This is a genomic window from Psychrobacter sp. CR212 (assembly GCF_059693765.1).
The window spans coordinates 881562-904315 of record NZ_JCATIF010000001.1; the positions used below are offsets into that span (position 1 = coordinate 881562).

Here is a 22754-nt window from a genome sequence, read left to right on the forward strand (position 1 = left end):
ATTAATTCAAAGGAATGACCTATGAGTGACATTTATATTACTGGCGTTGGCATGACCAAGTTTGGCCGTCATATAGAGCGCAGTTATAAGGATTTGGTGCGTGAAGCGGTAGAACAGGCATTGACCGATGCCGGTGCTGAATTGGAGCAAGTTAAGCAAGCTTATTTTGCTTCCTGTGTTATCGGCTTTATGCAGGGTCAACACATGATTCCTGGTCAGGTAGCTTTACGCTCGATGGGCTTTCAAAGTATCCCAATCTTTAATATCGAAGGGGCTTGCGCGTCTTCTAGTACCGCCTTACATTTAGCAGCGATGGCGATCAAAAGTGGCTCGTGTGATATCGCTATTGCGGTAGGAGCTGAAAAAATGATCAATGAGGATAAGGCTAAGATGTTTGCCGCTTTTGACTCAGCTTGGGATGTAAGTACGGTTGCGGATAATCGGGATACCTTATTGGCGATGGGCGCAGGCTTTGAATGTCCTGAAGGCTCGCAATCTCCGAAACCGTACTCGATGTTTATGGATGTATACGCCGCCTTTAGTCGCCATCACATAAATACTTTTGGTACTACGCAAAGACAAATCGCGGCTGTCTGTGCAAAGAACCATACCCACTCTGTGCATAACCCACTGGCTCAGTATCAACGACCTTATACGATAGAAGAGGTATTGGCAGCACCACCTATCACATATCCGCTCACTCTGCCTATGTGCGCGCCCATCTCTGACGGTGCTGCGGCTACGGTCTTATGTAATGCGGAAGGGTTAAAGCGTCTAAAGGGTGATGCTAAACGTGCCATCAAGCTATTGAGTAGTGTCGTGCGCTCAAGCTCAGATCGCAGTTTTGAGGATTATAAAAACCACCTTACTGCGCTTGCTGCTACCGAAGCTTATGAAAAGGCGGGCGTCTCTCCGGCCGACGTAGATGTCGCTGAGGTACATGATGCTACGGCTATGGGAGAGATTATTCAGGTGGAAAATCTTCAACTGGTCGGTTATGGCGAGGCGGGTAGAGCAGCAGAAGCCGGCGAGCTGACAATCGGTGGCCGTGTCCCTGTCAACCCATCAGGCGGTCTTGAGTCCAAAGGACACCCGATTGGCGCAACCGGACTAGGTCAAGTCTATGAGCTGGTGACCCAACTACGGGGCGAAGCTGGCAGGCGTCAAGTAGAGGGCGCGCGAATTGCTATTCAAGAAAATGGTGGCGGTATTTATGGAGTAGAAGAGGCTACTGCCGTTATCAATATCTTTGCTATGCAGTAGTATTTAACTAACTCATTATTAAAAATAAAAAAGGAATTTTCTATGACTGAAATAGCTTATATCTATGATGCCATTCGTACGCCACGTGGCAAAGGGAAAAAAGAGGCTCCCTTTATTAGGCAACGCCAATTTGGCTTGTTCACACTTGAGCTATGCTGAAGAAACCGTAGAGATAAACTTGGTAAACTAAGCTTATTAATCGGAGTTTACCATGACCAAGAAAACCAGAACTTATAGCACAGAATTTAAAGCAGAGGCCGTTAAGAAGATAGCGGGCAAACCCCAATTTTGACAAACTCACCTGAGTAAGTTCTCGAACTAAAAAAAGGTGCTAACAATAGGCCGTATATAGCGTTAGCATCATTTTTTGCTACTACCTATATCTAATAATTATCGACATTTGTTCATCAAAATAAGAATCGAAAACCCTCGTTAATAAGGCTATAAGCATCTAAGAAATTACTACTTGATCCATAAAGTAATTTTACTAAAAGCATATTCATCAGTGAACTTTAGCACTAGCCCACTGTTTAAAGCCTAATAAGCACACAATGATAAATACTAACAGGACTGTTGATACGCAGAAGCGACTTAGTACAAGATTAACATTATCAAACCCATCAGTACGAATTTATGTCGCAGGTTATCGATTACGATAATAGGGATATAGAGAAGCTAAGTCTTTATACTCGCCATTTACAACCTATGCTACGTGAAAGGCTCGATGATGATGAGGTTTATTTCAGTAATATGATAATGAGTCACTACCGCTTTTTTAAGCTACGTCAACAGGATTTAAAACTGTAAGAGGGTAGTTTCTTTCCGCTGAATACTGGTAGCGGTGGAGCTGGCAAAGCTAAGGATAAATAAGAGGACTGGCTATTAAAAATAGTTGCAAGGTTAAATGAGCTATTCGATGCTGAAAATCTGACCGATAGAGACCTAATCAATTACTCGTAAACTATCTGGGATAAAGTCAACGAGAACCAAATCGTCATGAATACGAATATAGTTATTGTTTTAAGTGAAAGGAGTTGATTATGTCAGATAAAAATATCAGTTTTTTAGCTGAAAGTAGCTTTGATTATTTATTTACTAATAAAGTCACTTCTCCACATTGCATGCTCGCATACTGCACAAAACCAACTCTCTTTTGCCCGCATATAGGCGATATCAGCAGGTACATCAATGGGACAGGCGCTCCCGCAATATTCACAGCACACATCATCTAAGCAAGCATAGCATTGGCTTATGGTTTCAAATAATATGTGTGAACTGATATTATATTTTTGACAAAGCATACGGACATAATCTACATAGCTAGTTTTATGATCATAGGACCAATAATCCTCACAGACCCGTTTGTCCCAAGCATTTTGTGTCATGCTCCATTCAATCCTGATGCCCATAATATACTCCTTCTTAATGGCAGAATGACTATGATTAGTGTCACATTTTTATAGTATCTATATCTATCGAACGAGTCGCACCCATCATAGTTAGCCAGCTATTGAGCGATAAGATGAGTCTATGACATAATAAAGCGTTAGTCAGCACAAAATAGTTTTTGACGGAAACTTAGTTATTGCCAACGAGTATTATTTTAACAGAAAAGTAATCACTGGCAAGTATTTTTTACTTACCAATAAGGATTTTATTGTGATTTTATGTAATCTACCAGTGCTTTTAGCGGAAAGAAGGTTGCGAGTTGCAGATTTAGTAAGAATGACAGATATCAGCAAATCAACGCTTCATAGAATTTATAACGATGAGACAACTCGCATAGAATTCGATACCCTGAGTAAGTTGTGCCAGGTATTAAAAGTCAATCCAGGGGATGTTTTAAAGTATGTTCCCGATGAGAATGAAGAAAACTAAGCTTTATAGGAAGGTCGACTGCTATAAGACGTTAACCTCCTCACCCGACTAGAATTGAAATTTTAAAATACTCTTCAGCCTTTATTTATAATAGGTTGGAGAGTATTTTTTTGTCTAAAAGATTTTTCTAAATCAATATTTAAAGTATTAAAGATAAAAATATAACAGAAATATTAAAGTCTTTACAGCTGGTAGGTTATAACATATTATAGTTAATATAATTCACTATAATTAGTTAAAAAATGAATAATATTCATCTAAAGCCTATTCAAAAGTTTATAACTTTTAGTAAATCTAATCTGGTTATTCATACACATGCTCAGAAGGCATTATTGATGTGGCAACAATTTAGACCGAGAGTAGTTGGTGTAAACATGAATAGTTTTAATGACTATTATCGACCACCGCTACGCTTAGTATCTAAACCAGACGGCGCTTACTATTTTTTTAATGAATTTAGACGTATTGATAGGGTTCTTACAGAAGAGGTTAGTTTGCGTCAGCCTTGCTTGATTGCGGCTGAAAGCTTACAAGACATTAAGTACTTGGCTTGGAGTGAGGTTGTTGAGCTGGCTTTCGCAAGAGGGACTCATCATCCTGAGTTTTTTAAGGCACTCAGTAATAGTGCACCAAAAAGTATTATTTGCGAACTTATGAATATAGAGCGTCTTACGGTAGACAATTATTGTCAGTTTGCTGGTATCAGCCAAAGTGCTTATGAGTATCAGCAGGGCAAGGCGGTTAATGATGAGGTGATGTTGGGACTGCACAAAAACATGGATTGGATGGATGCCTCTTATGAGTCAAACTAAATTATTTGATGATGTGACTACTAGGCGAGTGTTGGATAAGCTTATTCCAACAGACTCACTGCATAACGTACAAATGCGCCAGCTCGTGATTGATGTGATTAGTCTGGTGCAAGATGATGATATTGGTTTGTTGTATTTAAAACCAGGTGAGAATTTTGCAGAACTTACTGGTATAGACTGTGAAGATGTGATTAAAGAAATCATTCGGCAAGGTAAAACAGTAGAGTGGGCGGTTACCTATATGCTGATTGTCTTTTATCAGGCATATGGCGAAGTTAATATAAATAATAATGCTTGGCGATTTATGAGTGGCTACTTAAAAGTGATATTTATGATCACAGTACGCCACAACAAACACTTTGCCAAAATAGATAAGCTTGGTGTGCGTGTTCGTATGGCGCTAAGACCTTCTGATCCACAACGTGGCATTCTCGACCAGTTAATCAGCACTCATGCTCAGTGCGATAGCTTGTCCTCATGTTTACCTTATATCAGACAATATGAAGCAAGCGTCAAACAGGAAGAGGCAACAGGTGAAAAAGCGAACCAATATCTTGGTAGTAAAATTGGTCAAATTAGGTTGGCTTATGAAGTAGCAATTGATAATAAGGCTTTTATTGGTAAAACCTATAATGAAGATACTAAACGCGTAAAGTTGTCTCAAACAGTCACCAAGATAGTGGCGCATATCGATGGTGAGCCGCTACAAAGAATAGTGTTTGGTACGAAACAATCAAAAAAGCACAGTAATGTGGCAATCGCTGAAAATATTGCCGATGACAACGAAGTGCCATTGCTAGACAATGATTTTAAGCCAGCTCTGCAAATTGCTAAATCTTCTGAGCTGCAGCAATGGCGATTGAAAAATAACCATCAACACGCCCGCCGTAACCAATTTCATTTCCCAACCAATCATCGTCAGCTAAGCATTACCGGATATCAGATGTTATTTGCCACGCTTTGGCAACGCTTTATGAATGTTGATAAAGAGAGTGGTACTGGGTATGCAGTTTTACTACTGTCACTGTTAAGCGGTCTTAGTATTGATAGCATCATTGCTGATTGGCAATGCAGTCGCAGTCAACGGCAGTATTTCGTCTATGACCGTGTCCGTAAAATCAGTAGTATCGCCATCACGATCGATGTGACGACCAATACTCGAAGTCATCTGCTTGCCCACAGACAAAGCAACGGCAGTACCTTTTATCGCGCACTGCCTGAAGCTTTACAAATCATGCTTGAGGATAAAATTACCGTTTCACCTGGTAATGTTAAAGCCGCTATCTCTTACGCTAAAGATATATTGAACCTGCCAGCACTGAGTCCTCAATATATTGAAGCCGGGCTATTTATCCTTATTAAAAACGAACTTAATAAGCCCCTACATGCCGACATGATCACAGGTGTTGATGTAAGGCATAGCTCTGCGCTGTATTACACTAGCACTAAAACGGTAGAGCTAGAGCAAACTTATATAAAAGCGGTAGAGCTGATAACTGAATACTGCAATGATGAGCAAAAAGTACTTTTAATAGATGAGTGTAGCGTACCGATGAACGGGCATAGAAGCCATATTGGTAGTGATATGGTACTAAAGACCACAATGTGCCAGCAGTTCTTTAATCAACTGGCTATCAGTGCTGAGAGTTTTAATGGAAAGTTAAAATCCCACATGGATCGCTATATTGCGCAGTTCAATAGTTATAGCATTTGGCTATGGCACATTATCCTGATCCAAACGGGTATTCGCCCAGTCAGACATGCACCAGGATTACTCAATCAGTTTGATTTGAAGCGGCGTATATTATGGGTATCTGACAAAGAAGAGCGTCATGCGCAGTCTGATGGCAGGCTCATTCCTCTTAGCAAGTTTTTGATAACTGCTATACAAAACTATATGACTTATATTAAGCAATTTGCCGCCATCTATAATCCATTATGTCCAGCAGCGCCTTATCCTATCAACGACATCTTGCAATCTGAGCGTCCTCTCATTCAGCTCTATAAAAAGAACCCAAAGGGCTTTACTAGCATTACGCCAAGCCAAGTTCGCTACCAGTTGCAAGACTTTTTTAGTCATCAGGATAATTGGCTGCGTCATCAGCTGAGATCCATGCTTACGGGGCGCGTGCCTGACTATCTGATTTGTGCCCTTTATGGTCATGAGCATCCTGATCAGGAATTTATGCATCCGATGTCATCAAGCTCTATTAATCAGCTGCACCAGCTCAGTTCCCATTTAGATGCGATTGCTACAGACCTTCACTTAAAACAAATTGAGGTTCGCCTATATGGATAACATTAGCGCTCATAAAATGCGACAGCTGAATAGAGAAGAAGCTAAAAACAGTATCAAGTATGATGCTAAAGCCCTAATTAAAGAATATATCAATCAATATCCTATGCAATCGCCTTGTGAGCTGCAGCATCATTATGAAGCGATTAACCAGTTACTAGAGGAGAAGTTCGATACCGCTCAAAACTTTCAATTGGCGCGGCGCGGATTTTTAGAGTTTATTCGTGATTATAATAAAGCTCACCAGATATACCTTAACGAGCCTGTTGTACCGATACTGGCGACTCGTGAGCGCTTGACCATTAATTATGATTGGTTTGTGAATGGGTGCGCTGTGGCAGACAGTAGCGCTATGATGATAGAGTCTTGGCAACGAAAACGGCGTTTTTCAATGAATGACTTGGTTGAGGGATTATTATATTGCAGCATCATGTATGGCGGTATCAACGACATTGAGGTGTTAAAAGCGCTCTATGATTGGCTATTTGGTGAGCGCCGTATATATAAAATTAACATGTCAGCGACTGATGAAAAAAGCAGAGTAGAATGTTTGGCTATAATACCGCTTAGCGTACCTGATGATAATTATGGAACTACGCTAGATGACAGCGAAAGCTTACATCGTTTTGTTGATTATATTCCCGATGATATGGGCCTATGTTTTTTATATGCTCTAAAGGATAAAGAGTTAAACACTGCCAAGATAAAGCCATTTAATACCATAATCAACGATATCTCACAAACGCTTAAACTCACCAATAAAGATATCGATCGCCCGCAGCACTCAATGCTCATCAAATATGCCAACTACCACTGGCGACAGCTAGAGGGTAGTCTAATCGATGGTGCGCTAGCCGTGGTGAAACAAGATGATATAAAGACAACAGGTTTGCCTACTGAGAAGCTAATCCATTATAACCGAGAGCTCATCAATCAAAACCCTGAGCCACTCGAGTGGTCTGAGCTGTTTGATGCCAGTTATCAGACGGTAGGAAAATCGCAGGACAAGAGAGATGCCACAGTTTATCCAAGCTTTAGCAAAAATCTGATCAAAGAGCTGCAAGATGCACTCAAATTGACTAGAAACGCCGCTATTTGTACTATCACAATATTAATGACAGACGCTAGCCAGCCTAATGCGCGACGCTTGCTTAGCTGGGTATTATCATTGCTCGGTGATAATAGTATTAGACTAAATACTATTAGTAAATATGCTGGCTGTATTGGTCGCGACTGGCTAATGCTGACGTTGGATGAGGATATTGATCAGTGGGAGGGTAATGACTTTGAGGAAGTGTACGAGCAAATTATTCAAAGTAAGGTAAAAGATGGTCGCAAGTTTTCTGTACTGTGCAAGTCGTCAGAGTTTGACGATACATATAGTGGTATAGATAATGATAACCATACTACTGGTCAACCGCTATCTTATCTTGATCGTTTAAAAGACAGTCAGAAATTTACTTATGGCCGTTTGAAAGCATTTCATGATCATCAGCGTATGCACTTTGATGCGCCTTATGTGCATTTTCCCTGGGGTAATAATCGGCAAGTTGTCAAAGCTGAAATGATATCACCGCGCGTGTATAGAGCGATGAGAAGTTATATCCAAACATCAGAGTTAGAGATAGAACAAAAGCAGCTATGTTTTATTGTACTGGCGCTTGCTTATCGGACTGGTATGCGAATTAACGAAATTATTGGTATTAAGGTTAGCGACATTGCAGATATAGGGTTTATTAATGGCCAAGTGGTTGAAGTGCCAAAAATAATCCTCAAGCCCAACCGCTATCGCCGGCTAAAAAGCAGTAGTTCTAAACGGGTGATACCGATAGACAGGCTTTTCAAGGATGATGAGTTAAAGCCCTTCATCGCATTCTATTATCAACAAAAAAGGTTAAAAAGAAATTATTTATTCTCACAAGGCTCAGGTGACCAGCCACTACCGTCCGTATTCTTTAGTAATATGATGAAAATAATATGGGATAGATTGCTGAGTACCCATGATTTCACCTTTCATAGCTTTCGGCATACTGCAATTAGCCAATTGGTCCTGGTGTTAAACGACTCGCCACTTAGAGAGGTGATGACAGATTATGGTACAGCCCATAGTGAATCTATCGTTAGCGCCGTGCTTGCTAATAATAAAGAAAAGGGGATGTGGTTTGGGCTAGCTAGCTTTGCAGGGCATCTAACGCCAGATACTACGTTTGAATATTATATGCATACCGCTCATCTATTGGCTGGATGGCAAATGAGTCAAGCCACACTTGTTATGCCGATAACCGTGTTTGAGATGGTGACAGGTATTGGTTATCAGACGGTGAATAGACAGAATGGCAGAGCTTATAGTCCTAACACCAAACAGGTTCATCTTGATAAAATGCGTGGCTATTTAATCAATAAGGTTGCGAGCAAAGAGTCTCTACTCTCTTATAACAGAACACCAGCTAATACAGATTATGAGCAAAACACACAAAATGACGCAGCGAATACTCGACCGTCTCTATTTGTCCATCCTAGAATTTATGATGTGATTGCACTGTTAGAAGAGCTGCAAAAAACAAGTGTTGATAAAAGAGCGGATCAGTTGGCAGAGGTCGCACTTCAGCATGGTATCGCTGTCAATGATGCTAGACAGATTTACGATAGAGCCAGTCAGATTTTTACTGATGATAGGCTGCTTTTGAGTGCGCCGACGGGACATAAAAACCAAGAGGTTCTAGTTAAAGCGCTTGATCGAGCATATCAGATGTCAATTGATGAGCCTGCTAGACTGAAATCGTTTGTAGGAATATTTACAGGTAAAAAAAACTTAAACACCTCATCGATTCATTTTGGTATTAAAGAGACTCAGCTTAAAATGCTACAGCAGTTCATGGAAGTAGGTTGTCAGCTTATCGATGCCAGTCATTGGCGAATTAGAGCACATAGCGAACAGGCAGTGCGTGATATTAAAAAAGAGCTTGGACTGAATAGCTCAATACGTATTGGTGCTCGTGAGAGTTTCCATGGTTATGAGGTTAGGGTAGTACAGAAAAAGCGGAGAAGATCTGATAAAAATATGGCTATAACAGATGATTATTATTCCTCGTCAGGAATTTTGAAGTATGTGGGATACTTACTTATAATATTAGTTGAAAACTAGATACAGCCTTTTGTAATTCTGAATGATTGCTTTTTTTATGTAGCTTGCAGTAGTTATCAAGCTGATTTATTCAAGTAGTTCGTATGAGCAAGGTGACAGAGTGACAAGCTATATGGTCAACGGGCTAGAAGATGATTTTTGCTCTATATGATTAAAATTTTGTCACAGATAATATTCTTCTAAACACTAGAGAGTATAAGGATTGTCACGTTGTCACGTTTAGAAAAGGTTAGTGTATACGATAAATGGAATACCTTACCTCGTTAGATGTGGTAGTGATAGGTACTGTGGCAGGAGTAACTCTTAAGTGACTACTAAAAAATAATACTAACAATGAGAATAATAACTTTAACTATAGTAATTAGCCTCTATCTAAGTGTTAGTTTCAGTTCAAAGCCAAGAAAAAGGAATTGCAATTAGATTTTAAGGTTTTAACCAAATAATAATGCATCGGCTATTTACTCGAGATTTATAACTCATAAAGTATCATCTTATTAGATAGAGCGTGAATATTTAATAGCTTTTGATATATTCACAGTAGCGGAGTATAGGTGGTTTTAGCGTGACAACGTGACAAGGCATACACTGTGTGGCGTACAGCTATTTTTATCCGCGACTTTTTAATACCTTTCACCGGTTACGATATGTTAAAAGGTAGGTAGCTAATAGCTTTCACGTTGTCACGTACGTAAATCCCAATATCTTCTCGACTACCTTATAAAAAATAAGATTTAAGAAGTTAACTACAAACTTTGCATGTTGAGGTCTTGGCTATATTTTTAGTAACTAAACTCTAGTTAGTTAGGCTCTCAAAAATACTAAAATGTATGTTTCTAACACACTGAAACTTGCAGAAATATCTATCCATTAAACTAACCTAACATTTAATTTGCGATGACCATTCAAGAATCTAATAATACTCCTTAATATAAGCATAAGCTCGATCGAATAGTTCTTGATCTTTGTGTAGCTTGTACTTCAAAAGTGCTTTACGTAAGGATTTTTGTACCTCACGCTCGCCAGCGCTAGTGGTTTGCCAGCCAGGAAAGCGCACAATTCTCACGATGGCATCAATATCAACAACAATGCGTTCGACCACCGCTGGTGTTTGATCTGTTTTCAGTTCTAGAAATAGTTCAGACAAAGCCGATGTAGGTGATTTCTCTTGGACCTCGATTTCTAGCTCTTTTTCTGCTTGAACGGTTTCTTTCGCAATTTTACAAAGCTCTTTTACAAAATCAATGGAAGCTACTAAACCTTTTTCAGCTTTATCTCGTAAAGCCTCAAGGCGTTCACTTAGAGACTTAAAAGTAGGCAAGTCGCCTGCACCCTTAAAGCGCTCAACTAAAGCTTTCTCTAGTTGCTTTACTTTTTTCGGACTAGGATTATTGAAGATATCTTCGATGATATTTGCATCCATGACAAATTCATCTAAGACATGCACACTACCCACATGCACGTTGTCATGGATCAATTTGGTAGTCTGTGCACCCAGTGTCAACCAAAGCAATTTACCGATACTGTCAGAGGCGGGCTTGACCGACTCATACACCTGAGCCAGCCATTTATAATCTTGGTTATAGTTATCTAACACTGAATCCGGTGATAACGACTCCCAAAGCTTAAATAGAAACTTAAAGTCCAACGCAAAAGCATCTTTCTTTTCATTATTGGCTATAGCGTTCTGTGCTGCTTCTAGGCCCTCAAAGCCTTCTAAGGTTCTATCTACGCTTTCAAAGTGAGACAAGGCATTGTGCATGGCTTGTGGGAGCTGTTCGCGCAGCTCTGATAGGTTAGTAATGATTTGCTGTGCACCTAGCTCATCAAACTCTAGCGCTTTTGCTGCATCATCAAACACACCAAAGTAATCAACAATGCAGCCAAAAGTCTTGCCTGGATATAGACGGTTGGTTCGGCAAATCGCTTGTAGCAAGGTATGGTCTTTCATGGACTTATCTAAGTACATGGTCTGACAAATAGGCGCGTCAAAACCTGTTAAAAGCTTTGCGGTAACGATAATAAATTTAAGCTCTGAGCTAGCGTCATTAAATTCATCAACAATTTTTTCTTGTTGGCTCTTGTCTATACCCCATTTTTTCTTAAACTCATAATCATCGTTAGCGGTAGTAGAAATAATCACTTTACTGGCCGCTTCAGGAAAGTGCTCATCCAGTGCCTCTTTATATAGAACGCAAGCATGACGATCTGGCGTTACTATCATTGCTTTAAAGCCGTGAGGCTCTACTTTTTCCATAAAGTGGATAGCAATGTCTTCAGCTATTCTAGTAATACGCTCAGGCGACTTTAAGAAGGCGGCCATTTTGGCTGACTTCTTATTCAAAGCATCAGCGTCTTCATCGCTTAACGCTTGGCTTTCTTTAAAGTCAGCAAAGGCTTTATCAAGTGATTCTTTATCAATATGCACATCAACCAAGCGTGGCTCAAAATGCAAGGGTAGGGTGGCTTCATCACGAATGGAGTCATGGAAGGTATAGCGACTCATATAGCCGCCTTGGTCTTCCTCGGCACCGAATGCCCAGAACGTATTCTTATCCGCTTTATTAACGGGCGTACCGGTTAAGCCAAATAGAAATGCATTAGGTAATGCAGCGCGCATCTGACGACCTAAATCCCCTTCCTGTGTACGGTGGGCCTCATCTACCAACACGATGATATTATCGCGGGTATTCATATTAGGTTTGGCATCACGGAACTTATGAATAGTAGAAACGATTATTTTGCGGGTGTCACGCTCAAGCATTTGCTGTAATTCTCTAATACTTTCGGTGCTTTCTACGTTAGCAATATCCGCAGCGTTAAAGATGCCGCTTATCTGCGTATCTAAGTCGGTTCTATCTACTAGGACAATAACCGTTGGGCTTTTTAGCTTTGCTTCACGGCGCAGTTTTTGTGCGGCAAACACCATCAGTAAGGACTTACCTGAGCCTTGAAAATGCCAGATTAAGCCTTTTTTGATTTTACCTTCAACGACACGCTCAACGATTTTATTCGCGCCTTCATACTGCTGAAAACGCGGTATTATTTTCATTCGCTGCTTTTTCTTATTACTGCTGAACAGTGAGAAGTTACGCATGATATCGAGCAGGCGTGCAGGGTTAAGTAGATCTTTTAACTCTTTAGCCACTCCACCTAAACCAAAGCTTCTAGCAATAGCATCGTCATCATTACTTAGACGCCAAGGTGCCCAAAATTCTAATGGACAGCGTACAGAGCCATAAAAGAACTCTTTGCCTTCAGTAGCAAAGGAAAGGATATTAGGTACAAATAACTGTGGCACAGCATTTTCATAAATATTGTGTATTTCATGCGCGCCGTCTAGCCAGCTAACAGAGGGGCGAATAGGGGTTTTAGCTTCGCCGACGACGACAGGAATACCGTTAATTATCATCACGATATCGGGTATTTTGGTCTCTCTATAATGAATACGAAACTGGTTGGTAATGACGTATTGGTTATTATCAAGGTTTTCAAAGTCGATTAGGCGAATAGACACATGGTGATTATTCTTACCAAAGGGCATGGTCTTTTCGCCCGTTAACCACTGGAAAAACTCTTCGTTGGCTTTGACTAAACCGACTTGGTTCACCGAAATTAGAATAGCGCGTAAAGCATGAATGACTTCATCAGCCAAAGCAGGATTCGCTTGGATATCAGGGTTTAAGCGCAATAGTGCCGCTTTTACTTGCGACTCAATCAACACCTCATTAACACTACGACCAAGCTGCTCGGCGGATTGGAATTGCCACTGGGCACTATACTGACTGCGAGGCTCATTAACCTGGTTGCTCTCATGAGAAGCATTTAAATTAAGGCCACTCATTTGATTGATGATGTAGTGCTCTACGCTGTTTAATTCATTAAAAGCCATTCTAGTAGTCCGTTACTTAGAAAAAATATGTTTTAACATCTCGATTAACACTTCTCTTCCAGATTTCAAAGAAACAATTATTGAATTTATTGTTTCATCAAAAGATAGCATTTCTCTTACAATTTCTTCTTGTATATAAATCGGTAGTACTGGAATTTCCAAGTTACCTATTCTAGTAGTGTTTAGATTAGGTTGATCGGCCCCTGCGGCGATGCGGTTTCTAAGGTGATCTGTAATCGAATCTAAAAAATAATAAAGGTATTCCTTTTGTAGACCTTCAAGTTCAAGAAATGCAGCTACGCCGTCATTAGCGCCTGCTTCGAAAGTTAATATCCTGGGTACTCCCAGTGAGTAGCCACTATTTGAAAGCAATACTGTATTAGGTGGTATTATTCGAGTTTGCTGAGCTCCCTTTTCAGTAAGGCATGATTTAACCTGGTCTTTAAGTAAAAACGGTGACGTATTCTTTGTGAGACTCCCAACAGTAACCCAAGGCAAAAAACTTCCATTAAAGAGCTCCGGACTTCCTGCAGGTCGGGGTGATGAGCCTCTTACAATTGAAGCGAAGTTTTTCAGTTTTTCAGAATGCCACTTATTTCTCACGCACTCGTCAGAGGATATTTTAGCTTGAAAATATGCTTTTCTTGCTACTAAAGCTTTACTAAGCAAGCTTTCAAGCATTTCTAAATTTGTGTTTTTTGACCATAAAAGATCACTAATTCGTTTTTGCTCTTCAATAGGTGGAAGTTTAACCTCAAAAGCTGCTAAATCCCGCCACTTGACACGTTTTGACATAGTGCCTTCTGCATTAGAGTTAGCATAGGTCCAAAGAGCAGGAGAATTTACTATAAATGCCAAAAATCCAGGTTCTATTAATTCATGGTTTTCACGTAAAACAAAAGCATCACCGGAACACACTCCATCAAAGTTTACTAAGGACGCTCGTTTTAAATAAGCATTTCTTCTCGCGAAAAGGATATCGCCTGCTTTAAAAGATTTTGCTGCTGAAGTTAAGTTTTCAGTTGATTCAAAGTTTTTAACATTCAAGTCACCCGAAATAAAGTTCTGGAGACCTACGAATTTTTTTAAATCAGATTCTGAAGGGTGATCAACCCTCTCTGAAATTTCCTCAGCAATTTCGCCAAGGCGAAAAGTATTCCATTTCATATTGTCGATTTTTAGGTTTATAACTTTATTAAGCATTTTCATTGCCTTTATCGAGAGCTTCAAACAGCTTACTAACGGATACTTTCAAATCACTAGCTTTATTTTCCCAATCAGACAAAGCCTGACCAAATCGTAATCCTACTGACTCTTTATCTTCCACGAAAAGCTGGACACTTAATCGGGTGTTTTTATCAGCTAAAATATCCTCGTTTTTAATAACCTTTGAAAAGCCAGAGAGAGTTTCATAGTTTAAATAAGCACTATGTATTTTCTTAATATGATGCTCATCTAAATAACTTATTGTTTTCTCCTTTCTCACCTCATCAACTGCTTGAATAAAAAGTACATTCCCTTTTCTATCTTGCGTCTTATTATTATTGGTTATTAATAAGCATGAAGTCATAGATGAGTTATAAAAAAGATTAGGACCTAAACTAATTACACATTCAACTACATCATCAGAAATCATTTCCTTACGTATTTTAGCTTCGAAATCTCGGAACAATACTCCATGTGGCCACAGAGTCACAGACCGACCGTTCTTTAAGTCCAAACTTTTTTGAATATGCTGCTGAAAAGCATAGTCTGCACAGCCTTGCGGCGGTGTGCCCCATAGATTCCTACCATAAGGATCATTCTCAAAAGATTTTCTGTCCCATGACTTAATCGAATAGGGCGGGTTCGCCAATATTACATTGAACTTTTTTAGCTCACCGTTCTCTATTAAGCCTGGGTTGGCCAAGGTATCGCCACGTACAATCTCAAACTCTTCTATGCCATGCATAAACATATTCATGCGGGCAATGGCTGAGGTGAGTAGGTTAATTTCTTGGCCATATAATTTGAGGGTACGATATTCTTTGCCTTCATCTTTTAAATGCAGAGCACAGTTAAGCAATAAACCACCGGAACCACAAGTTGGATCATAAACAGATTCGTCTGGCTGTGGGTCCATTATCATGGTCATCAGCTTTACTACCGTACGGTTGGTATAAAACTCAGCCGCCGTATGGCCACTATCATCAGCAAACTCTTTAATCAGATACTCATAAGCGTTACCTAGCTTATCGTCAGGTACATTGGCTAAATTAAGCGTGTGCTGCGAGTAATGCTCAATAAGGTTAGTAAGCATAGCGTCGGATAGGCGATCTTTATTAGTCCAGCTAGCATCACCAAAAATACCTTGTAAGGTGTCAGGATTGGCTTGTTCAATGGCACGCATAGCGCCTTGCAGTGCTTGACCGATATTAACCGTAGTTTCACGAACGTCTTGCCAGCGCGCACTTTCTGGAATTTGGAAATGGTGGTTTTCTGCAAAGGCGGCGTACTCCATATCGCCATCTGATTCAGCCAATGCTTTTTCAAACTCTTCATCGTAAACGTCAGAGATACGCTTAAAGAATAGTAAAGGAAAGATATACTGCTTGTAGTCGCCAGCATCAATGGTGCCGCGTAAGGTAGTGGCTGCGCCCCAGAGGTACTTTTCTAGTTCTTGTTGGGTCATCATACTGATGCTTCCTCTATCAAACTTGCTTGTTCTTCAACATCCCTAATAATTTCAGAGGCATTGATATCTCGACCTTCAGCTAAAATGTGTATTGCATTCGCTACATAAGCGGCTCTTTTAGCAATAAATTGAGCAAAGTCATTTTTGACCTTATCCGCTTTTTCTTCACCAGATAAACCAGTGTAGTCCCCACACTTTAATTCATCCAACGGTATTAGATGTGATTGCAGGCGTGCATTGACGATATCCTCGCTGGTCCAGTTATAACGTTCTTTCAGGTAACTGAGTGGATCTTTACTGCTGATATTTAAATTAGTTTTATCGGTAATTAGTGCACAGTTCAGTGCAAAGTAACTTTCCGTTCCCACTTCTTTTAATAAGGCATCAGGGAACACATGATGATAATGTCTGCGGCCATCAACAAGTTGTTGTCTAGTTAGTGACGAACCATCAGCAAAATCGTAAGCACCTAGTTTGCTAAACACAGCCATGATACCTCGACCGCGAATATTCTCGCGTTTTGGCCAGCCAATCCGCTTTAACTCATCATCAATTGCTAGTGGATATAAATCACGATTTAAAACTTGAACATCATTTTCAGTATAGAGGGAGCCATCTGCTTTAGTTACTGCTGTAATGATATTTCTAAGCATTATGAAGTCGTTAAATGCATGAGAGGCGGCAGCGTTTTCATAACGGTCTGTAAAGAAACTAGACCAAAGATACTTTTTAAGTAATATTTCAAAGTTTCCTCTAGAGTCTAAATTTTCAGGTATATCAACATATAATGCAGCAATCACAGCTAATACTGCATTGGTGGGTAACCTAGCACGGTCATAAATAGCCTGGCTTTCCATAAACGTTGCCATTTTAGACAGGCCTAGAGACATCCTATCCCAGTTATCGACCATATCTTCTTTGTTCATATCCCACATGCCACGCTGATTCGGTAGCTTCCCTTGTATTAATGCGGAGGTAGCGAGTATTAAAAATGGCAATTCAAAATAATGCTTAATTGTTGGGTATTTTTGGTCTAACTCATTTTGATAATCATCTAAAGAGACGCCTTTAACGCCTTCTATTTCTGCGCGAATAATATCGTACTGTGATAAAGGTTTGCTGTTGGTATTCATGTTAATAAATACTTGTAAAGCGGTTTCTTTGCTTGTTTGTGAAGGCAGTGCAAGATACGGAAGATTAAAGTGCGTAATGACTTCTCTAAAGTCCCTTATTTTGTTTTTTAGCTTCTCTTGTTTTCCCATCCATTGCTTTAATAGGGCTTTGTAATCTTCTTCATCAATACTTGGTTCTGAACTTGATAATGCAGAATCAATCCACTCTTCAATTTCATCAGAAATATCACCAGGTCTAAACAAGTTCATGGGTATTAGGCCACGTTTTAAGCACTCACTAGGCTCATCCACCCACAACGGCATTCTGTTACCATTTTTATTTATCCAACGACCTTTATACCAAACTTCCGACTCATCTGTTTTTTCGTTTTCGGGCACGCTTTCATCGTAAGCGTTTAGGTATAAAAAGTAATTAATATCCTCATAGTTATTGTGCAAAGCTCGCCACAGCGATGTTAAACGCTGCTGGCCATCTAGAAGGTGCTCAGTAACACGCCCTTGGGTTTCCGGAGCGGTAACTAAATATCTTGATACAAACTGCTCTTTATCGACATCAAGCAATAATGTTACGCCTAGCGGTAGATTTTTGGTAACCGTATCTAGCAGGCTGCAAACTCTGTTTTTATCCCAAGCTTGGTGTCTTTGAAAACGAGGTAGTTTTATTTCACCACTTTGAATTTTTTGAAACCAGACAGAGACCTGTCTGTCTTTTGCTGAGCTAGATGGCATCTTCATTATAAAAATTCCTTTAATATCGCTTTAAACTTTTCTTCCGCTTCAAGGCTGGCTTGCCATGCTTCTTTTAAATCAGCCATAGCTTCTTCAACAGTGGGCAGGTTGTCTTCTATGATTTTCTCTACGTAGAGTGGGATATTTAGATTGAAATCGTTTTCTTTTAAGTCTTCAAAACTGGCTACCTTAGCGTAGTTCTCGACATCTTGGTAATCGCTATACCATTGATATATTTGCTGAACGTGTTCTGGTTCTAGGTGGTTTTGTGCACGGCCCACACGTATTTGTTCAGAGGCATCAATAAATAGAACGTTTCCTTTTTTATCGGCATCTTTGTTTTGTTTGAAGACCATGACACATGCGGCTAACTGTGTGCCGTAGAATACATTAGGACCTAAACCTATGACGGCTTCTAAAATACCCTGCTCTAGTAATGCTTGACGGATTTTACCTTCAGCACCTTTACGAAATAGGGCACCATGAGGCAATACCACGGTCATACGACCTGTACTGTTCATGGATTTAACCATATGCTGTACCCAAGCCATGTCGCCATTACCTTTAGGTGGCACGCCAGCAATATTGCGTCCATAGGGATCATTAGCCCAATTATCCGCGCCCCAATCTTTGAGTGAGAACGGCGGATTAGCTATGACACAATCAAAGGTTTTTAAACCATCGGCTTGGAAAAAGGCAGGCTCGCGTAAGGTATCACCACGCAGGATTTCAAAATCTTCTATGCCGTGTAAAAACATATTCATACGTGCAATAGCACTGGATGTCAGATTTCTTTCTTGGCCATAGAGTTTAAGCGTACGAAAGTCTTCGCCGTTATGTTTCAGGTTATCGACACACTCTAATAGCATACCTCCGGTCCCACATGCAGGGTCATAGACAGATTCACCTTCGTGCGGATCAAGAATAAGTCCTAGCAAATGCACTACTGATCGCGGCGTGTAAAACTCACCTGCTTTTTTATTGGTTAGGTCAGCAAAGTGCTTGATTAGATATTCGTAGGCGTTACCTAACATATCTGGATTAGCATTTTCATGGCCTAAACGATACTGTGAGAAATGCTCAATCAGATCAATCAATAGCTTATCTGGCAGCTTATTCTTATTACTCCACTGAGCATCACCAAAGATACCGTATAAAAAGCCTTGGTTAGCTTGCTCAATGCCGCGTAGCGCCTGTTCAATGGCTTGGCCTACATTAGTGGTCGTTTCGCGCACATCATTCCAGTGACAGCCTTGTGGTATTTCAAATCGGTGCATTTCTGGCATAGATGCGTATTCGATATCACCGTCAGACTCTTCTAGTGCCTGTTTGTATTCTTCGTCATAAACGTCGGAGATACGCTTGAAAAATAAGAGGGGGAAAATATACACCTTGAAATCTGAAGCATCGACGGGACCTTTTAGGATCCAAGCAGCTTTTGAAAGGTATTGCTCTAACTGGGACAGTGATAAGACTTCACTCATTAATAGATTCTCTCAATAAAGCAGGTATGGATAAAATGTAGTGGTCTGGTGGTTATATCGTACCCAGAGTTTTATCAAACCCCAATAGCACACATACCACCTGAGTATTTCGTAAAACCTTAAAAGCGCTGCTAAGTCAAATCAGAAATGACTTAGCAGCGCTTTTTTGTGCTCGGTTATGCTAAACACACCGTTCTTTGTTCTACTAAAGCTAATAATAGCACACCCCAAAAAATGATGATATTAACACCTAAGCAGTAGAGTTCGCCTAATCTGTATGTACTGATAGAAGTCAGTATATTTTATATAAAATACATTCATAGTCCTTACAAAATAACCCGCTTAACAATTAATCACCATTATATTGAGACAAACAATTGAATTTAGAATAGTACATAACCTAGAAAATAAATCACTAGGCAGTCTACTATACTTGTCTTAATGATAATAAATAGTAAGCGAATGAATATGACAGCGGCTTTAATTGATGAATACGCTCCTTACACTAGAGCGATAGCTCACGCCTGCGCTATCACCTTTAAAGGCAATGCTAGAAACAACCTCCAACAAGACGCATTTTTCTTTTTAGACCATTGGTATCAAGAGGATTTAGGGGTGATGGCAGTGACATCAGTACAAGCGCCATTTTGTCTTGCTGTATCAGACGGCGTTGCCAGCTCTAACCAGTCACAGCACTGCTCAAAGGCAGTGGTCAAAGCAATTAAAGCGCTATGGGATGACAAACAAGCAAACGTCCAAAACATGACCTCAGATCGTATGTATCAACAACTGAGTCAAACAAAGCATGCAAAAAAACGCTATGGCGCTGCAGCAACCCTCGCCATGATTGTCGGCACATTAAAGGATGACAATTCAATCAATATAAACATCAGGCATGTTGGTGATAGCCGCGTATATAAGCTAGGTAAATATGAGAATGAATGGCAGTGCTTAACTCGTGATCATAATCTATTGAATGAGCTGGTAGATGAGCAAGCGAAAGATGAAGATCGCCAAGTAGAGTTTACGGAGTACAATCGCACAGGTATGGCTGGAAGCTTGTATAGTATTACTGAGTGCTTTGCATTGGCAGTGAATAGCGATGACCCAAGCAGCGAGCCACCTAACAGTACAAAACAGACCTTCACGTGCAATCGGGCGATAGTCTCGTTGTCTGTACTGACGGTATTCATGACTTAGTGCCAAGTAATGAATGGGCGCTTATCGATAATCAAACGGATTTACAAGAGTGGCTACAGACGCTTAGACAGCAAGTTTATGACTCTGATGGCAATGCTTATGATAACGGTACAGCCATTGTGGTACGGTTTGAATAATTGTCTTATGACAGTTCATTTCTAAGATGAAAATTTGATAGATTCAATAACCTATAGAGTAGCTCATATGTCTACATACCCAATAGCAACCTACAACAAATCAACCCGTCTGTTTGCGCTCTATCAGCGTTTGCCACGTAGTAAAGACAAGGCAATATCGCTCACAGAGCTAATGAACGTTTATGGTGATAACCCTGATCATTACACAAACGAGCGCAAAAACTTAGAGAACGACCTAACAAGTCTCAATCAAATATTTACCGATATTTTCCATAGCGATGCTTTAATCAGGTTGCCAGCTTGGAGTCAGAATATCAGCGGCAAGACCGCACGGTTTTATATTGAGCCAAGTTTTAGTATCGATATCATCAATGAGCAAACGGTATTCTTTTGGCAAATGCTTGCTAACTATACCGCCAACTACTTACCAGCACCCTTTAAGCAAAGTATTAGCGATAAGTTGAACCAGTTAGATCGCCAAGACAAGTACAGCTTCAATCAAAGTAGTCTGGGGCAGTGGAAAGACCATCTCATTATTCTGCCTAGTATCGTACAAGCACCAAAGCTTGATAGTGACGTGCTGGCTAGCATTCATCACGCGTTGTTGCAAAACAAGCAGCTTCAAATTAGCTATCAAAATAAATGGCGTAACAATCCTGCCGTCAGAGTAATCTATCCTAAAGGGCTCGTTTTTATTGACAATATGATGTACCTCACTGGGTTTGATCCAACGGACGATCATATCGATGATAATGTCTTATTAAAGGCGCACCGTAATTTTGCGGTTAATCGTATTGAAGCAGCTGAAGTAACAGAGCAGTCGGTACCGGACTGGGTAGAGCGCAATGCTTTAACTCTTGAGAATCTACGTAAGCTAGGAAAGTTGGAATTGAATAATTGTTTAGAAATCGGACTGGTTCTAAAGGTGCAAAAATATGCCTGCCAGCATTTATATGAGCGGCCGTTATCATCTACTCAAACGATTACGGTTATCAATGACACTTGGAATGAAGTGCACGCAACGGTTGCGAATACTCAGCGTCTGCAAGATTGGCTAGTAAGTATGTCGCAGTTGGCAGTAGTGGTTGAACCGCTAGAGCTAAAAAAAGCTATTCTTAAGCGTTTAGAAAGCGGGATGGAATTATATACAAAATAGTTGATCAAGCATTTTGCCAAAAGTACTAAAAAACAGATATATTTTTCTAATGTAATCAAGGAGTCAGAATGACCACAGCTAACTTATTCAAATTTGTTACCTCTGAGCTATCACAAGACGCTCTGATATGATAGCTTCTGTCATGGGCAGACCAAGACTAACAAACAGTAATTGATACACACAAAGCACGAAATAAGATAGTAACCAGTGTATTGGCGTTGTTCTTCACTAGAGAGAGTAAATCATCACCAAGTAGCATTGATAAAATAGTGGTAAAACGTCAATTAAGTGATATTAATGTTCTTTGCATTTATTATTGCCTGTTTTATCATCAGTGATGACTGGGATGAGCAGGCGCTACTTGAGCTGAAAGAGAAAGCAGAGGTTGATGTTTTATTAGGTTTACAAACAGATGACCACGACCATGAAAGCTTAGATATTATAGAGGCGGTTATTAAGTTTCAGCTAGATGAAGTAAGTGATGTCGTTGAACTGCTTAATGTAAATTCTTCAAGCACTATTATCGGTATAGATGTAACAGATGTTAAAAGACTATTTAAGTGTGTGAATGCATTCAAGTTAATTCAAGTAGGCGAGATAGATGACTCTGAAACAAATATGATGATGTCAAAGACAGGTAAGCCAATTTATCAACTGATTGAAGATCGAAATACTAACGGTTTGATTGTTGGAATGGTAAAGAGTCAAAGTCTGTCATTGGGGGATGTAGCTTATATATCAGATGCTATTGAGACTCTACTAAATAATTAGAATGCATTTATATACCACTGTTCAAGTATTGCTGATGAGCCTGATTCTTTCCGTTTAAGAGTAATTTATGCTCAGAGTTAGGTAAAGGTTTAGATATAAGCGTTATGAGCTATGCTGAAAAACACCATAAAGGTAAATAAACTTGTTAAACTAATAATTCGATAAGGATTTTAGCAGTTAATCTGTA

The 22754-nt window shown here is 39.9% G+C and carries 15 protein-coding genes; 10 read left to right on the top strand and 5 right to left on the bottom strand.

Annotated elements, in window-relative coordinates:
* Positions 1 to 21 precede the first annotated feature (21 nt).
* From AC58CZ_RS03795 to AC58CZ_RS03820, 6 genes are all read left to right on the top strand, one after another.
* Entirely contained in the window at positions 22 to 1263 is a 1242-nt protein-coding gene (locus AC58CZ_RS03795) for a thiolase family protein (protein WP_025650710.1), read from the top strand.
* A gap of 1040 nt (positions 1264 to 2303) precedes the next feature.
* Positions 2304 to 2495, top strand: coding sequence for a hypothetical protein (locus AC58CZ_RS03800; RefSeq protein WP_156915590.1), 192 nt, complete (start codon positions 2304 to 2306; stop codon positions 2493 to 2495).
* A 427-nt stretch (positions 2496 to 2922) separates the two neighbouring features.
* Positions 2923 to 3141, top strand: coding sequence for a helix-turn-helix domain-containing protein (locus AC58CZ_RS03805; protein ID WP_025650707.1), 219 nt, complete (start codon positions 2923 to 2925; stop codon positions 3139 to 3141).
* Between the two features lie 242 nt (positions 3142 to 3383).
* Positions 3384 to 3953 carry a hypothetical protein gene (locus AC58CZ_RS03810; protein WP_494223392.1) on the top strand — a complete coding sequence of 190 codons (570 nt, stop codon included), beginning with the start codon at positions 3384 to 3386 and terminating at the stop codon, positions 3951 to 3953.
* Positions 3940 to 6252 carry a hypothetical protein gene (locus tag AC58CZ_RS03815; protein WP_025650705.1) on the top strand — a complete coding sequence of 771 codons (2313 nt, stop codon included), beginning with the start codon at positions 3940 to 3942 and terminating at the stop codon, positions 6250 to 6252. Before AC58CZ_RS03810 ends, AC58CZ_RS03815 begins: the two co-directional genes overlap by 14 nt.
* Positions 6245 to 9394, top strand: a complete 3150-nt coding sequence (locus AC58CZ_RS03820; RefSeq protein WP_025650704.1) for a tyrosine-type recombinase/integrase — start codon at positions 6245 to 6247, stop codon at positions 9392 to 9394. The genes AC58CZ_RS03815 and AC58CZ_RS03820 overlap by 8 nt, the downstream gene beginning before the upstream one ends.
* A gap of 910 nt (positions 9395 to 10304) precedes the next feature.
* On the opposite strand, the gene AC58CZ_RS03825 is transcribed toward AC58CZ_RS03820, so the two are convergent.
* The 5 genes from AC58CZ_RS03825 to AC58CZ_RS03845 are packed head-to-tail and all read right to left on the bottom strand — an operon-like array spanning position 10305 to position 19303.
* Entirely contained in the window at positions 10305 to 13283 is a 2979-nt protein-coding gene (locus tag AC58CZ_RS03825; protein ID WP_025650703.1) for a type I restriction endonuclease subunit R, read from the bottom strand.
* Positions 13284 to 13295: 12 nt separating this feature from the next.
* On the bottom strand, positions 13296 to 14486 hold the full coding sequence (locus tag AC58CZ_RS03830; protein WP_025650702.1) for a restriction endonuclease subunit S: 1191 nt from the start codon (positions 14484 to 14486) through the stop codon (positions 13296 to 13298).
* Complete coding sequence (locus AC58CZ_RS03835) at positions 14479 to 15957, bottom strand: type I restriction-modification system subunit M (RefSeq protein ID WP_101212834.1); 1479 nt, start codon at positions 15955 to 15957, stop codon at positions 14479 to 14481. The genes AC58CZ_RS03830 and AC58CZ_RS03835 overlap by 8 nt, the downstream gene beginning before the upstream one ends.
* The gene (locus AC58CZ_RS03840; protein ID WP_037024872.1) at positions 15954 to 17825 is read right to left on the bottom strand and encodes a GmrSD restriction endonuclease domain-containing protein; all 1872 of its coding nucleotides are present in this window, start codon (positions 17823 to 17825) and stop codon (positions 15954 to 15956) included. Before AC58CZ_RS03840 ends, AC58CZ_RS03835 begins: the two co-directional genes overlap by 4 nt.
* Complete coding sequence (locus AC58CZ_RS03845) at positions 17825 to 19303, bottom strand: type I restriction-modification system subunit M (protein ID WP_025650699.1); 1479 nt, start codon at positions 19301 to 19303, stop codon at positions 17825 to 17827. The genes AC58CZ_RS03840 and AC58CZ_RS03845 overlap by 1 nt, the downstream gene beginning before the upstream one ends.
* A gap of 468 nt (positions 19304 to 19771) precedes the next feature.
* Here AC58CZ_RS03845 and AC58CZ_RS03850 point away from each other — a divergent pair, with 468 nt between their 5' ends.
* The 4 genes from AC58CZ_RS03850 (at position 19772) to AC58CZ_RS03865 (ending at position 22567) form a co-directional block, all read left to right on the top strand.
* Positions 19772 to 20503: a protein phosphatase 2C domain-containing protein gene (locus tag AC58CZ_RS03850; RefSeq protein WP_025650698.1), complete on the top strand. Its 732-nt coding sequence runs from the start codon at positions 19772 to 19774 to the stop codon at positions 20501 to 20503.
* The gene (locus AC58CZ_RS03855; protein ID WP_227502337.1) at positions 20452 to 20640 is read left to right on the top strand and encodes a hypothetical protein; all 189 of its coding nucleotides are present in this window, start codon (positions 20452 to 20454) and stop codon (positions 20638 to 20640) included. Before AC58CZ_RS03850 ends, AC58CZ_RS03855 begins: the two co-directional genes overlap by 52 nt.
* A gap of 67 nt (positions 20641 to 20707) precedes the next feature.
* A complete protein-coding gene (locus tag AC58CZ_RS03860; RefSeq protein ID WP_025650697.1) occupies positions 20708 to 21796 on the top strand; it encodes a helix-turn-helix transcriptional regulator in 1089 nt (362 codons plus the stop codon).
* 297 nt (positions 21797 to 22093) lie between these two features.
* Positions 22094 to 22567 carry a hypothetical protein gene (locus AC58CZ_RS03865; RefSeq protein ID WP_025650696.1) on the top strand — a complete coding sequence of 158 codons (474 nt, stop codon included), beginning with the start codon at positions 22094 to 22096 and terminating at the stop codon, positions 22565 to 22567.
* Positions 22568 to 22754: the final 187 nt, after the last annotated feature.

What these genes read in the sequence shown, in the direction of transcription:
- AC58CZ_RS03810 (WP_494223392.1), top strand. Translation starts at nt 3,384, where the DNA reads ATGAATAATATTCATCTAAAGCCTATTCAAAAGTTTATAACTTTTAGT.
- AC58CZ_RS03850 (WP_025650698.1), top strand. Translation starts at nt 19,772, where the DNA reads ATGACAGCGGCTTTAATTGATGAATACGCTCCTTACACTAGAGCGATA.
- AC58CZ_RS03860 (WP_025650697.1), top strand. Translation starts at nt 20,708, where the DNA reads ATGTCTACATACCCAATAGCAACCTACAACAAATCAACCCGTCTGTTT.
- AC58CZ_RS03795 (WP_025650710.1), top strand. Translation starts at nt 22, where the DNA reads ATGAGTGACATTTATATTACTGGCGTTGGCATGACCAAGTTTGGCCGT.
- AC58CZ_RS03840 (WP_037024872.1), bottom strand. Translation starts at nt 17,825, where the DNA reads ATGAAGATGCCATCTAGCTCAGCAAAAGACAGACAGGTCTCTGTCTGG.
- AC58CZ_RS03815 (WP_025650705.1), top strand. Translation starts at nt 3,940, where the DNA reads ATGAGTCAAACTAAATTATTTGATGATGTGACTACTAGGCGAGTGTTG.
- AC58CZ_RS03820 (WP_025650704.1), top strand. Translation starts at nt 6,245, where the DNA reads ATGGATAACATTAGCGCTCATAAAATGCGACAGCTGAATAGAGAAGAA.
- AC58CZ_RS03845 (WP_025650699.1), bottom strand. Translation starts at nt 19,303, where the DNA reads ATGAGTGAAGTCTTATCACTGTCCCAGTTAGAGCAATACCTTTCAAAA.
- AC58CZ_RS03800 (WP_156915590.1), top strand. Translation starts at nt 2,304, where the DNA reads ATGTCAGATAAAAATATCAGTTTTTTAGCTGAAAGTAGCTTTGATTAT.
- AC58CZ_RS03835 (WP_101212834.1), bottom strand. Translation starts at nt 15,957, where the DNA reads ATGATGACCCAACAAGAACTAGAAAAGTACCTCTGGGGCGCAGCCACT.
- AC58CZ_RS03865 (WP_025650696.1), top strand. Translation starts at nt 22,094, where the DNA reads ATGTTCTTTGCATTTATTATTGCCTGTTTTATCATCAGTGATGACTGG.
- AC58CZ_RS03825 (WP_025650703.1), bottom strand. Translation starts at nt 13,283, where the DNA reads ATGGCTTTTAATGAATTAAACAGCGTAGAGCACTACATCATCAATCAA.
- AC58CZ_RS03830 (WP_025650702.1), bottom strand. Translation starts at nt 14,486, where the DNA reads ATGCTTAATAAAGTTATAAACCTAAAAATCGACAATATGAAATGGAAT.